General features: G+C 62.3%; 11 protein-coding genes. 5 read left to right on the top strand and 6 right to left on the bottom strand.

Going from position 1 to position 12,423, the window contains the following annotated elements; genetic code table 11:
• Window positions 1–87: 87 nt before the first annotated feature.
• The 3 genes from htpX to def are packed head-to-tail and all read right to left on the bottom strand — an operon-like array spanning window position 88 to window position 2,427.
• Window positions 88–942, bottom strand: a complete 855-nt coding sequence (gene htpX / locus JOZ06_RS13110) for a zinc metalloprotease HtpX (RefSeq protein ID WP_293233124.1) — start codon at window positions 940–942, stop codon at window positions 88–90.
• Window positions 943–983: 41 nt separating this feature from the next.
• Window positions 984–1,901 carry a methionyl-tRNA formyltransferase gene (gene fmt / locus JOZ06_RS13105; RefSeq protein WP_293233122.1) on the bottom strand — a complete coding sequence of 306 codons (918 nt, stop codon included), beginning with the start codon at window positions 1,899–1,901 and terminating at the stop codon, window positions 984–986.
• Between the two features lie 22 nt (window positions 1,902–1,923).
• Entirely contained in the window at window positions 1,924–2,427 is a 504-nt protein-coding gene (gene def / locus JOZ06_RS13100) for a peptide deformylase (RefSeq protein WP_293233120.1), read from the bottom strand.
• A gap of 118 nt (window positions 2,428–2,545) precedes the next feature.
• On the opposite strand from def, the gene dprA reads away from it, so the two are divergent.
• The 3 genes from dprA (at window position 2,546) to topA (ending at window position 6,602) form a co-directional block, all read left to right on the top strand.
• Window positions 2,546–3,676: a DNA-processing protein DprA gene (gene dprA / locus JOZ06_RS13095; protein WP_293233118.1), complete on the top strand. Its 1,131-nt coding sequence runs from the start codon at window positions 2,546–2,548 to the stop codon at window positions 3,674–3,676.
• 9 nt (window positions 3,677–3,685) lie between these two features.
• Entirely contained in the window at window positions 3,686–4,144 is a 459-nt protein-coding gene (locus JOZ06_RS13090; protein ID WP_293233116.1) for a DUF494 family protein, read from the top strand.
• Window positions 4,145–4,319: 175 nt separating this feature from the next.
• Window positions 4,320–6,602: a type I DNA topoisomerase gene (gene topA / locus JOZ06_RS13085; RefSeq protein WP_293233114.1), complete on the top strand. Its 2,283-nt coding sequence runs from the start codon at window positions 4,320–4,322 to the stop codon at window positions 6,600–6,602.
• A gap of 85 nt (window positions 6,603–6,687) precedes the next feature.
• On the opposite strand, the gene JOZ06_RS13080 is transcribed toward topA, so the two are convergent.
• The 3 genes from JOZ06_RS13080 to gshA are packed head-to-tail and all read right to left on the bottom strand — an operon-like array spanning window position 6,688 to window position 9,328.
• The gene (locus JOZ06_RS13080) at window positions 6,688–7,077 is read right to left on the bottom strand and encodes a diacylglycerol kinase (RefSeq protein ID WP_293233112.1); all 390 of its coding nucleotides are present in this window, start codon (window positions 7,075–7,077) and stop codon (window positions 6,688–6,690) included.
• 9 nt (window positions 7,078–7,086) lie between these two features.
• On the bottom strand, window positions 7,087–8,034 hold the full coding sequence (gene gshB, locus JOZ06_RS13075) for a glutathione synthase (RefSeq protein WP_293233110.1): 948 nt from the start codon (window positions 8,032–8,034) through the stop codon (window positions 7,087–7,089).
• A 10-nt stretch (window positions 8,035–8,044) separates the two neighbouring features.
• Window positions 8,045–9,328 carry a glutamate--cysteine ligase gene (gene gshA, locus JOZ06_RS13070; RefSeq protein WP_293233108.1) on the bottom strand — a complete coding sequence of 428 codons (1,284 nt, stop codon included), beginning with the start codon at window positions 9,326–9,328 and terminating at the stop codon, window positions 8,045–8,047.
• 217 nt (window positions 9,329–9,545) lie between these two features.
• Between gshA and JOZ06_RS13065 the strand changes: the two genes are divergently transcribed.
• Window positions 9,546–10,034, top strand: coding sequence for a TlpA disulfide reductase family protein (locus JOZ06_RS13065; protein ID WP_293233106.1), 489 nt, complete (start codon window positions 9,546–9,548; stop codon window positions 10,032–10,034).
• 254 nt (window positions 10,035–10,288) lie between these two features.
• Window positions 10,289–12,423, top strand: a 2,135-nt coding sequence (locus JOZ06_RS13060) for a phosphoketolase (RefSeq protein WP_293233104.1), incomplete at its 3' end; no start/stop codon positions are given.

Raw genomic sequence — 12,423 nt, 5'->3', positions numbered from 1 at the left:
CGGGCCACAGCCGGTAAAACCTTGCTGTGGCCCGATCTCGGCCCCAAGGGGCCAACGGTTTCGCTGGGCGCGCCCGGCGCCGAACCGCTAACGTATGCCGCGCGCCATCTCGGTCAGGCGGGCGATGCGCTCTTCGGTGCGCGGATGCGTGCGAAACAAGTCGCTTACCCCGCCGCCGCCGGAAAGCGGGTTGATGATCATCATCTGAGCGGTGGCGGGGTGCGCTTCTGCCGTGGCAAACGGCAGGCCCTGCGCATAATACTCTATTTTGCGTAGCGCCGACGCCAGTGCGAGCGGGTCGCCGGAAATCTCGGCGCCGCCTCGGTCGGCATCGAACTCGCGCGAGCGTGAAATCGCCATTTGGATCAAGCTTGCCGCCAACGGCGCCAGCAAGGCGATCAGGATGCCGGCGAGCGGATTGACCGGACGGCCATTCTCGTCGCGCCCGCCGAAGAACAGCGCGAAGTTGGCCAGCGCGGCAATGGCGCCGGCGACGGTGGCGCTGATGGTCGAGATCAGGATGTCGCGGTGGCGCACGTGCGCCAGCTCATGCGCCATCACGCCGCGCAGCTCGCGTCGATCGAGCATGCGGATGATGCCGGTGGTGGCCGCCACGGCGGCATGCTCGGGGTTGCGGCCGGTGGCGAAGGCATTGGGCTGGTCCTCATGGATCACGTACACCCGCGGCATCGGCAATCCGGCCCGGCCCGCCAACTCCGCCACGAGGCCGTAGAACTCCGGCGCCGTACGTTGATCGACCTCCTGAGCGTTGTACATACGCAACACCATTTTATCGGCGTTCCAATAGGCGAACAGATTCATGGCGCCACCGAACAGCAACGCCAGCAACATGCCGCTCTTGCCGCCGATCATGCCGCCGATCAGTCCAAAGAGCGCGATGATCGCCGCCATCAATACCGTGGTTTTCAACCAGTTGTTCATTGCCTATCGTTCCTCCGTAAAAAGTCCTACGTTGGAGTGCCTTATCCCAAGCGGGTTCCCGTCAACGCGGGATGACCGGCGAGGAATTCGCGCGCCGTCAGGCGGCGCGCGCCCGGCGCCTGCAGCTCGCTGACGCGCACCAGCCCCGCGCCGCAGCCGATCAGCACGCCATCCGCGTCGGCGTGCACGATCCGCCCCGGTTCGGCGTCCCCCGGCATCGCCTCGGCCATCCACAGCTTGAGCGGCTCGCCATCCATCGAGGTATGGGCGCCCGGCGCCGGATTAAAGGCGCGGATCATGCGCGCAACCGCCTCGGCCGGGTGCGTCCAATCGACCAATGCTTCCTGCTTGCTGATCTTGTGGGCATAGCTGACGCCTTCGGCCGGTTGCGGCACCGGCGTCAGCGCGTCGAGCCGCGCGAGCGCGTCGACGATGGCCTCGGCGCCCAGCCGGGTCAACCGGGCGAACAACGTGCCGCTCGTCTCCAGCGGGTCGATGTCGAGCGGATGCGACGACAGCATGGCGCCGGTATCCAATCCGGCATCCATCTGCATGATGGTGATGCCGCTTTGCTTGTCGCCGGCCTGGATGGCGCGCTGTACCGGCGCCGCGCCGCGCCAGGCGGGCAAGAGCGAGCCGTGGATGTTCAAGCAGCCGCGCGGCGGGATATCCAGCACCGCTTGCGGCAGAAGCAGGCCATACGCCGCCACCACCATCACCTCGGCGCCGATGGCGCTGAGCAGCGCCTGCGCTTCGGGGGTTTTCAGCGTCGGCGGCTGTTCGACGCGCAAGCCGTGCGCGAGCGCGACGGTCTTGACCGCGCTGGGTTTGAGTTTCATGCCCCGGCCGGCCGGACGGTCCGGCTGCGTCAGCACCAAGGGAATCTCGTGGCCGGCGGCGAGCAACGCCTCCAGCGCGCAAGCGGCGAAATCCGGCGTACCGGCAAAGATCAGTTTCATGGGCAAGTCCTGCGGCGGGAGGTTACAGCGTGCGCTTTTCCAGCTTTTTCATTTTGGTGCGGATACGGTTTTGCTTCAGCGTCGACAGATATTCGACGAACACCTTGCCGTTGAGATGGTCGATCTCGTGCTGCAGGCAGATGGCGAGCAACCCGTCGGCTTCGGCTTCGAACACCTTGCCGTCGCGATCGAGCGCGCGCACCTTGACGCGTTCGGCGCGACGAACGGTTTCATAGATGCCGGGCACCGACAGGCATCCCTCTTCGTATTCGGTTTCACCCTGCTTTTCGATGATTTCCGGATTGACGTAGGCCGTGGCGCCGTCGCGTTCCTCGGATACGTCGATCACCACCAGCCGGCGATGCACGTTGACCTGCGTCGCGGCCAGGCCAACACCCTTGGAGGCGTACATGGTCTCAACCATGTCGTCGATCAGCCGACGCACCTCGTCGTCCACCGCCTCGATCGGCTTGGCCACCTTGTGCAGGCGTTCGTCCGGGTAGTGCAGGATATTCAATAGCGCCATGGGGCAATCCATCTCCATTACGTTGCTTCGCCGCCGCCCGGCAGGGCGGACACAGGCGAATTCGATCATCATCGACTTGCATTATATCCCGACATTCGCCACTCGCAGCGAGGCAGCCATGACCGAGCCCCATTCTTTCCCGCCGGAACAAGACCGGATCGACTGGTTGCTGGCGGCGCTGACCCCCGGACTGGGCTCGGCCGGCATGCTGGCGCTGCTGCACACGTTCGGCAGCCTTGGCGCCGCGCGCCGGGCGGAGCTATCGGCATTGCGCCGTATCATCCGCCCCGCTGCGGCCGCAGCGCTGCGGCAAGCGACCGCTTGGCCGGCGGTGGAACAAGCGCTGGCCTGGGCAAGGGGGGACGAGGCCTTTTTACTCACCCTATGCGATGCCGACTATCCGCTCGCGCTCGCGCAAACGGCGTCGCCCCCGCCGCTGCTGTTCGGCCTCGGACGGCGCCGCCTGCTTGACCGCCCGATGCTGGCCATCGTCGGCAGCCGCAGCGCCGGGCCCCAGGCCTGCGCGACCGCGCACGACTTTGCCGCGGCACTCGCCCGCCACGGTTATACCATCGTCAGCGGACTGGCCAGCGGCATCGACGGTGCCGCGCATCGCGGCGCCCTTGACCATGCAGCGGCCAGCAGCGTGGCGGTCATCGGCACCGGCATCGACCGCGTCTACCCCGCCAGCCACCGGGAACTCGCCCGCCAGCTCGCGCGCGAAGGCCTGATTCTGTCGGAGTTTCCACTCGGAGCAAGGCCGCTGGCAGCCCATTTCCCACGACGCAACCGCATCATCGCCGGACTGTCCGCCGCCTGCCTGGTCGTCGAGGCCAGCATCGCCTCCGGTTCGCTGATTACCGCCCGCCTCGCCGCGGACGCGGGGCGCGACGTCATGGCGATTCCCGGCTCCATCCACCATGCCCGGGCACGCGGTTGCCATCGCCTGATCAAGGATGGCGCGGCATTGATCGAGACGGTCGACGATGTGCTCGACGTCGTCGGCCGTCTGCCCGACGCCACAGCGGCGGACACAGCGCCGACAGCCGCGGCAGGCCATCCGTTGCTTGATGCCATGGGGTCTGACGCCGTTTGCCTGGACGAACTGGTATCAAGAGTTGGGTTGACTGTGGCGGAGCTTTACGCGATCCTCTTGCAGCTTGAGTTGGAAGGCCGCATCGCATCCCTGCCCGGTGGTCGTTTCCAACGTATCGATCCGCCGCCGGATCGAGCCGCCTCTTTAGAGTGAAGTTGCATCATGTTTGACGTTCTCGCCTATCTCTTTGAACAGTATCGCGATCCGGAAGCGTTCGACGACCGCAAGCTGCTGACCCATCAGTTGGAAGCGGCCGGTTTCGACAACGAGGAAATTCAGGACGCGCTCGACTGGATCGACAGCCTCTGCGGCTTTTCCGACGGGGCGTTCGCGGGGGCGGACAATGCAAGCGGCATGCGCATCTACAGCGACCTTGAGCAAAAACGGCTGTCCGCAGAGGTGCGCGGCCTGCTACAGTTCTTGGAGGATCATGGCGCGCTGGGGGGCGCGCAGCGGGAAATGGTCATCGACCGCCTGCTCGCGCTGACCGACGACGAGATCACGGTGCCTTCGGCAAAGCTCGTCGCGCTGATGGTATTGTGGGTACAGAAGGCGGAATTGCCGATCCTGCTGGGGGAAGAACTCCTGGATGCGGTGCATGGCGAACCAACCATGCAATGACTTGTCAAGCGGGCTCAGCCGGCATACCATCGCCGGCTTTCCGGGGCTTGCCCGCAAAAATGGCATCCAAGAGCGCAACACGGCGCTCTTGTTTTGTTTTTAATCATCGTATATTGAGCATTCAGAGCTGCCTAAGCCACCGGACCATGCGGCCGGCCAACTAAAGAATACGAACATGCCTTCGAGCCTTTTGATCGTCGAATCGCCATCCAAGGCGAAAACTTTGAAGAAATATCTGGGCCAGGACTTCGAGGTGCTGGCCTCTTACGGCCACGTTCGGGATCTGGTGCCCAAGAATGGCGCCGTCGACCCCGCCAAGAACTTCGCCATGAAGTATCAGCTGATCCCGAAAAACGCCAAACACGTCGACGCGATCGTCAAGGCCGTGGCGGAAGCCGACAACATTTATCTGGCAACTGACCCGGATCGCGAAGGCGAAGCCATTTCCTGGCATCTGGTGCAAATTCTCGACAGCAAAAAACTGCTCAAGGGCAAGACGGCGCAGCGCGTGGTCTTCCACGAAATCACCCGCAACGCGGTGCTGGAAGCCATCGAGCATCCGCGCGAGGTGTCGCAGTCGCTGGTCGACGCCCAACAGACGCGCCGCGCGCTCGATTATCTGGTCGGCTTCAACCTGTCGCCGCTATTGTGGAAGAAAATCCGCCGCGGCCTCTCCGCAGGTCGCGTGCAAAGCCCGGCGCTGCGCCTGATCTGCGAGCGCGAGAATGAAATCCGCGCGTTCGTCGCGCAAGAGTATTGGAGCCTGCATCTCGACAGTCACAAGGGCCGGCAGAAATTCAGCGCCCGCCTGATCGAATGCGACGGCAAGAAGCTCGATCAATTCGACATCGCCAATGACGCCACCCATCAGGACGTCTTGGCGCGGCTCGCCAACCACCCGGCCATCGTCGGCAACATCGAGAAGAAAAAGAAAACGCGCAATCCCGCCGCGCCGTTCACCACGTCGACGCTGCAACAGGAGGGCGTGCGCAAGCTCGGCATGACCACCGACCGTACGATGCGCACCGCGCAGCAACTGTACGAAGGGGTCGACATCGGCCAGGGCACGGTCGGTCTGATCACCTATATGCGTACCGACGCCGTGGTGCTCGCCAATGAGGCCGTGGCCGAAATCCGCGAATACATCGGCGCCAACTTCGACGCCGATTTCCTGCCCAAGCAGCCGGTCACCTACAAGAACAAATCGAAAAACGCGCAAGAAGCGCACGAGGCGATCCGCCCCACCTCGATCCTGCGCACGCCGGAGTCGGTCAAGCCGTTTTTGACCGCCGACCAGTTCAAGCTGTACGACCTGGTCTGGAAGCGCACGCTGGCATGCCAGATGGCCCCGGCCAAATTCGACACCACCAGCGTCGACATCGGCGTCGGTCCCGGCACCTTCCGCGCCACGGGCCAGGTACAGGTATTTGCCGGCTTCCTCGCCGTCTACGAAGAGGACGTCGACGATGCCGAGGACGAGGACAACGCCAAATTGCCGCTACTGGAAACCGGTGAAGACCTACCGATCGACAAACTGTACGGCGAACAGCACTTCACCCAGCCGCCGCCGCGGTTTTCCGAAGCGAGTCTGGTCAAGGCGCTGGAAGAGTTCGGCATCGGCCGGCCGTCGACCTACGCCAGCATCATTTTCACGCTCAAGGACCGCGAGTACGTCACGCTGGACAAGAAGCGCTTCATGCCGACCGACACCGGCGAAATCGTCAATAAATTTCTGACCGAGCACTTCGCCCAGTACGTCGACTATAACTTTACCGCCAAGCTGGAAGACCAGCTCGACGAGATCGCCGGCGGCCAGCGCGCCTGGATTCCGGTGATGGAACACTTCTGGCACGGCTTTTCCAAGCAGATCGCCGAGAAGGAAACCATCTCGCGCGCCGAGGTCACCACTGAAAGCCTGGACGAGGCCTGCCCCAAGTGCGGCAAGCCGCTGATGATCCGCTTCGGCAAGCGCGGCCGCTTTATCGGCTGTTCCGGCTATCCGGAATGCGACTACACGCGCAACATGAACGAAACCGCCGAACAAGCGGCCGAGCCGGAAGAGCCGGAAATTCTCGAAGGCCGCCTCTGCCCGGACGATGGCGGCCAGCTGGTGATCAAGAAGGGGCCGTACGGCAAATTCATCGGCTGTGCCAACTACCCGAAGTGCAAGCACATCGAGCCGTTGGAAAAGCCGCGCGACACCGGCGTGACCTGCCCGGAATGCAAGACCGGCACGCTGATCGAACGCAAGAGCCGCTACGGTAAGCTGTTTTACAGCTGCAACACCTACCCCAAGTGCAAATACGCGACCTGGAACCCGCCGGTGGCGGAACCCTGCCCGCAATGCGGCTGGCCGATTCTGACCATCAAGACCACCAAGCGCCGTGGCACGGAGAAGGTTTGTCCGCAGAAGGAATGCGGCTACAGCGAGGTGATCACGCCGCCGGAAGAGAAGTAAAAACAAGGGAGTGGGGAGTCGGGAGAGGGAAGTCGGAAACCCCTCCTCATCGACTCCCTACTCCCTACTCCCTACTCCCTACTCCCTACCCAAACAGCACCACGCCCCACACCACCGCCAAGTTGATCAAACCCAACAGCTGCGCGGCGCTGCCCATGTCCTTGGCGCGCTTGGCCAGCGGATGGCGCTCGAGCGAAGTGTGATCCACGGCCGCCTCGATGGCCGAATTCAATAGCTCGATGATCAGCGTCGCCAGCGAGCTGGCGATCAACAGCGCGCGCGCCAAAGGCGCGGCATGGACGAAGAACGCCAGCGGAATCAGCACCGCCGAGAGCAGCACCAACTGGCGGAAAGCATCCTCGTGCCGGAAGGCGGCGCGAAGCCCGTCGAAGGAATAGCCCAATGCATTGATGAGCCGGGCAATCCCGGTCTTGCCCTTGAACGGGCTCTCGCGCAGCGGGGCGCCGTCTTTCATGTCCATGCCTCAGGCCTGTGACAAAGCGCGCTCGAGCGCGTCGATATACAAGCCCGCCACGTTCAGGCCGCTTTGATCCATGATCTCGCGGAAGCAGGTGGGACTCGTGATATTGATTTCCGTCAGGTAATCGCCGATCACGTCGAGTCCGGCCAGCAAAATCCCGCGACGCTTCAACTCCGGCCCCACCGTCTCGGCGATTTCGCGGTCGCGCGCGCTCAGCTCGCGTACCTCGCCACGGCCGCCGGCAGCCAGGTTGCCGCGGTTTTCCCCCGCTTTGGGAATGCGCGCCAAGCAATAGTCGACCGGCTTACCGTCGATCACCAGCACCCGTTTGTCGCCGTGGCGGATTTCCGGGATGTAGCGTTGAATCATCACCGTGCGGGCGCCCCGCTCGGTGATGGTTTCCAGAATCACGTTCACATTGGCGTCATCCGGCCGCAACCGGAAGATGCTGTCCCCGCCCATGCTGTCCAGCGGCTTGACGATGGCGTCGAAGTGCTGATTGACGAAAGCATGCAAGCGGCCGATGTCGCTCGTGACCATGGTCGGCGCGATCAGGTCGGGGAAATTCAGGATCGCCAGCTTCTCGTTGAAGTCGCGCAGCGCCTGACCGCCGGTAAAGACCTTGCAGCCTTGCTGTTCGGCCAGCGTAAAGAGCTGCGACGTGTACAGATACTCCAGATCGAACGGCGGATCCTTACGCATGACCACCGCGTTGAAACCGGTGAGCGGCTGGCGGTAGCAATCGCCCAACCGGTACCAAGGGTCCTGCTCGCCGGTCAGCGTCAGGTTGGTGGCGTCGACCATCACGCGCCCGCCCTCCATCGCCAGACTCTTTGCCTCAGCCACCGACAGCGCGTGTCCGCGCCGCGCCGCCTCCTGCATCATGGCGAACGTCGTGTCCTTGTAGATCTTGAACGTGTCCAGCGGGTCGGCAATAAACAGGACTCTCATCGTGCTTCCTTTATGCGTTGTCCGGGTCGGTGGCTTCCAGTTCGCGCGCGCCGGCCAGCAAGGCTAGACGGGCGATGACACCATACGAATAGAACCGGTTTTGCGGGCAGTCGGGCATCCCCTGGCGATCGGGCAGGCACGCGGTTTCGAACGAGAGCGGCACGAAATGCATACCCGGCGCGTTGAGGTTCTCGTCGATGCCGCGGCCGGTGTGCACGCGATAGAAACCGCCGATCACATAACGGTCCATCATGTAGACCACCGGCTCGGCCACCGCCTCTTCGACCGTCTCGAAAGTATAGACACCTTCCTGCACGATCACCTCGGAGACTTCCAAGCCTTCCTTGACCACCGACATCTTGTTGCGCGCCTTGCGGTTGAGCCCGATGACCTCCTCCGGCGACTTGACGCTCATCACGCCCATGCCGTACGTACCGGCGTCCGCCTTGACGATGACGAACGGCGCATGTTCGATGCCCTGCTCGCGATACTTGACGCGGATGCGTGCGAGCAAATCCGACACCGTGTCGGCGAGCACCTGCTCGCCTTGGCGCGACTGGAAGTCGAGCCCGCCCGCATGCGCGAACAGCGGGTTGATCAGCCACGGGTCGATCGAAATCAGTTGGGCAAACTCGCTTGCCACCGCGTCATAGGCTTGGAAATGATGCGATTTGCGTCGCACCGCCCAGCCGGCGTGCAGCGGGGGCATCAAATTCTGTTCGATGTTCTGCAGCATTGCCGGAAGACCGCCGGACAAATCGTTGTTCAGCAACACCATGCAGGGGTTGAAGCCGTCGGCGAGCACCAGGCGATTGCCGCGCCGTTGTACCGGTTCGAGCCGTACCGGCACGCCGTTGGCCGCAACGAATTCGGTCGGCTCGGTGATCTCGGGATTGAGCGAGCCGAGACGCACCTTGAGGCCGGCCAACTCGAAGATGCGCACCAGCGACGCCACGTTTTGCAAATAATAGGTATTGCGGGTGTGATTCTCGGGAATCAGCAGAATGCTCTTGGCTTCCGGGCAGACCTTGTCCACCGCGCTCATCGCCGCTTGCACCGCCAGCGGCGTCATATCGGTATTCAGATTGTTGAAACCGCCGGGGAACATATTCATATCGACCGGCGCCAGCTTGAAGCCGCTGTTGCGCAGATCGACCGAACCGTAAAACGGCGTGGCATGCGCGCACCATTGGCTGCGGAACCAATGCTCGATCTGCGGCTGAGCTTCCAAGATGCGGCGTTCGAGTTCGAGCAGCGGGCCGTTTTGCACGTTCGACAGATGCGGTATGGGCATGAAGCCCTCCTCAGAGAAGAATAAAGACCAACCTGTGTTGTTGGGGTTGACCTCGGGATATTCAACCCTGGCAACATGACAAACAATCATTGCAGCACTCGCATGACGCATTTAGGGCCGCTATGATTGAACGCATTCTTCAAACAAATGTCATTTTAACACCTTGCCAGCCCCACGGGCCGGTCCGTGTGCCACCCCTTACGTGTCAGAGAATGCCATGCCGCAAACCCTTCATTCCCTTCGCCTCACCGCCAGCGCGCTGCTCTTTGTGTCCTGCATGACGCAGGCCGGGCCGCTCGACAACACGGCGTTCACCGATCTGAATGGCCATGCGGTCAAGCTGGCCGATTTGCGCGGCAAGACGGTGCTGGTCAATTTCTGGGGCACCTGGTGCGGTCCCTGCCGCAAGGAGATGCCGATGCTGGACGCCTTACGGCAGAAGTGGAAAAACCGCGGGGTCGAAGTGATCGGGATCGCGCTAGACGACAAAAAAGCCGTCATTCCCTTCATCCAACAGCAAAAAATTCACTATCCAATCTGGCTTGGCGACGAAAATACCACAGATTTACTGCCAACCCTGGGCGATCCAGGTATAAACGTGCCCTTCACGCTGCTAATCGACAAAAATGGCGCAATTTCACAGCACTGGATTGGCGCCGTTGAGCAAAAGCCACTCGAAAAGGCCATTTTTAGCTTGCCGCGCTGAGCGGCATTGATCCAATTTTCGGTTTTTGCAGCCAAAAAAATCATTCCAAAGTTCGTTTTACCCTGTTCATCGACGCGTTCACCAAAAAAATCGCCCATTTTGGCGATTTTTTTCGTTCGGGCAATTGTCTTTATGTAAAGATACATCATCCAGTTGATTTGCATCATAGAGAGACAAGTCGCTCGTCCTATACTGGATTTTCATCCTACCGTCACACCGGGTAGGCGCTCACAAGCACAACTTCGGGACATTTCATGGCACAACTCGGCAAACCGCTGATGGATAAAATGCACGCCTATTGGCGCGCCGCCAACTACCTCTCCGTCAGCCAAATCTACCTGCTGGACAACCCGCTCCTGCATAAGCCGCTCAAGCGCGAGCACATCAAGCCGCGGCTGATGGGCCACTGGGGCACCACCCCTGGCCTGAATTTCATTTATGTCCACCTCAACCGTGTCATCAGCGCACGCAAGCAGCCGATGATCTACATCACCGGTCCTGGGCATGGCGGACCGGGTCTGGTGGCCAACAGCTGGCTGGAAGGCAGCTACTCCGAGGTGTACCCGAACGTGTCGCAGGACTATGACGGTCTGCGCAAGCTGTGCAAGCAATTCTCCTTTCCTGGCGGCATCCCGTCGCACGTGGCGCCGGAAACCCCTGGCTCGATGCACGAAGGCGGCGAGCTGGGTTATTCGATCTCGCACGCCTATGGCGCGGTGTTCGACAACCCCGGCCTGATCGCCGCCTGCGTCGTCGGCGATGGCGAGGCGGAAACCGGTCCGCTGGCCACCAGCTGGCACTCGAATAAGTTTCTCAACCCGCTGCGCGACGGGGTGGTGCTGCCGATCCTGCATCTCAATGGCTACAAGATCGCCAATCCGACCGTGCTCGCGCGCTTGTCGACCGACGAATTGACCAAGTTGTTCGAGGGCTACGGTTACCAACCGCACTACGTCGACATCGGCAAAGACCCGGACGACTTCGCCGCCATTCACCGCAAGATGGCCGCCACCCTCGACGGCATCATGGACGAGATCGCCGCCATCAAGGCGCGCGCCCAGCGCGAGGATAAGGCCGGCAAACCGTTGTCGCGCCCGAAATGGCCGATGATCATCCTCAAGACGCCGAAGGGCTGGACCGGCCCGAAGGAAATCGACGGCAAGAAGGTCGAGGGTTACTGGCGCAGCCACCAAGTGCCGTTCTCCGATATGACGCCGGAGCACATTCAAGCGCTGGAAACCTGGCTGAAGAGCTATAAACCGGAAGAGCTGTTCACCGAGGGCGGCGCCCTGCGCCCGGAACTGGCGGCGCTGGCGCCGCACGGCGAATTGCGCATGAGCGCCAATCCGCACGTGCATGGCCTGGTTTCGCGCGATCTGAAGATGCCCGACTTCCACCAATACGCCGTGCACTTCGACAAGCCGGGCAACAAGGTGGCCGAAGCCACCCGCGTGATGGGCAAGTTCCTGCGCGATGTGATGCGCGACAACCACGACGCCCAGAACTTCCGTATCTTCGGCCCGGACGAGACCGCCTCCAACCGTTGGAATGACGTGCTCGATGCCAGTTCGAAGGTGTGGATGGCCGACTATAAGCCCGAGGACGAAACCAACGACCACCTCGCAACCGACGGCCGTGTGATGGAAATCCTGTCCGAGCATACCTGCCAGGGCTGGCTCGAAGGCTATCTGCTCACTGGCCGTCATGGCTTCTTCAGCTGCTACGAGGCCTTCATCCACGTCATCGACTCGATGTTCAACCAGCACGCCAAATGGCTGAAGACCACGCTGGACATCCCCTGGCGCCGTCCGTTGCCGTCGTTGAACTATTTGCTGACCAGCCACGTCTGGCGCCAGGACCACAACGGCTTCAGCCACCAGGACCCAGGCTTCCTCGACCACGTCGTCAACAAGCGCGCCGAGGTGATCCGCGTCTACCTGCCGGCCGACGCCAACATGCTGCTGGTCACCACCGACCAGTGCTTGCGCTCGCGCCACTACGTCAACGTGGTGGTGGCCGGCAAACAGCCCGCGCTGCAGTACCTGACCATCGACCAGGCGGTCAAGCACTGCACCAAGGGCGTGGGCATCTGGGATTGGGCCTCGACCGATGCCGGCGCCGAGCCGGACGTGGTCCTCGCCTGCGCCGGCGACGTGCCGACCATGGAGGCCTTGGCCGCCACCGATCTGCTGCGCCAGCACTTCCCCGACCTCAAGGTGCGCTTCGTCAACGTCGTCGACCTGATGACGCTGCAACCGAAGAGCGAGCACCCGCACGGCCTGGACGACCACGAGTACGAGTCGATCTTCACCACCGACAAGCCGGTGGTGTTCGCCTTCCACGGCTACCCGTGGCTGATCCATCGCCTGACCTATCGCCGCCGCGGCCA

Source organism: Paludibacterium sp. (genome assembly GCF_019232825.1).
In the GTDB taxonomy this organism is placed as follows: Bacteria; Pseudomonadota; Gammaproteobacteria; order Burkholderiales; family Chromobacteriaceae; genus Paludibacterium.
This window is presented reverse-complemented; position numbering and strand designations above follow the sequence as displayed.

Excerpts from the sequence above, each read along its gene's own strand:
- gshA (WP_293233108.1), bottom strand. The coding sequence starts at position 9,328 with ATGCCCATACCGCATCTGTCGAACGTGCAAAACGGCCCGCTGCTCGAA.
- JOZ06_RS13090 (WP_293233116.1), top strand. The coding sequence starts at position 3,686 with ATGTTTGACGTTCTCGCCTATCTCTTTGAACAGTATCGCGATCCGGAA.
- JOZ06_RS13065 (WP_293233106.1), top strand. The coding sequence starts at position 9,546 with ATGCCGCAAACCCTTCATTCCCTTCGCCTCACCGCCAGCGCGCTGCTC.
- def (WP_293233120.1), bottom strand. The coding sequence starts at position 2,427 with ATGGCGCTATTGAATATCCTGCACTACCCGGACGAACGCCTGCACAAG.
- htpX (WP_293233124.1), bottom strand. The coding sequence starts at position 942 with ATGAACAACTGGTTGAAAACCACGGTATTGATGGCGGCGATCATCGCG.
- fmt (WP_293233122.1), bottom strand. The coding sequence starts at position 1,901 with ATGAAACTGATCTTTGCCGGTACGCCGGATTTCGCCGCTTGCGCGCTG.
- topA (WP_293233114.1), top strand. The coding sequence starts at position 4,320 with ATGCCTTCGAGCCTTTTGATCGTCGAATCGCCATCCAAGGCGAAAACT.
- gshB (WP_293233110.1), bottom strand. The coding sequence starts at position 8,034 with ATGAGAGTCCTGTTTATTGCCGACCCGCTGGACACGTTCAAGATCTAC.
- dprA (WP_293233118.1), top strand. The coding sequence starts at position 2,546 with ATGACCGAGCCCCATTCTTTCCCGCCGGAACAAGACCGGATCGACTGG.
- JOZ06_RS13080 (WP_293233112.1), bottom strand. The coding sequence starts at position 7,077 with ATGAAAGACGGCGCCCCGCTGCGCGAGAGCCCGTTCAAGGGCAAGACC.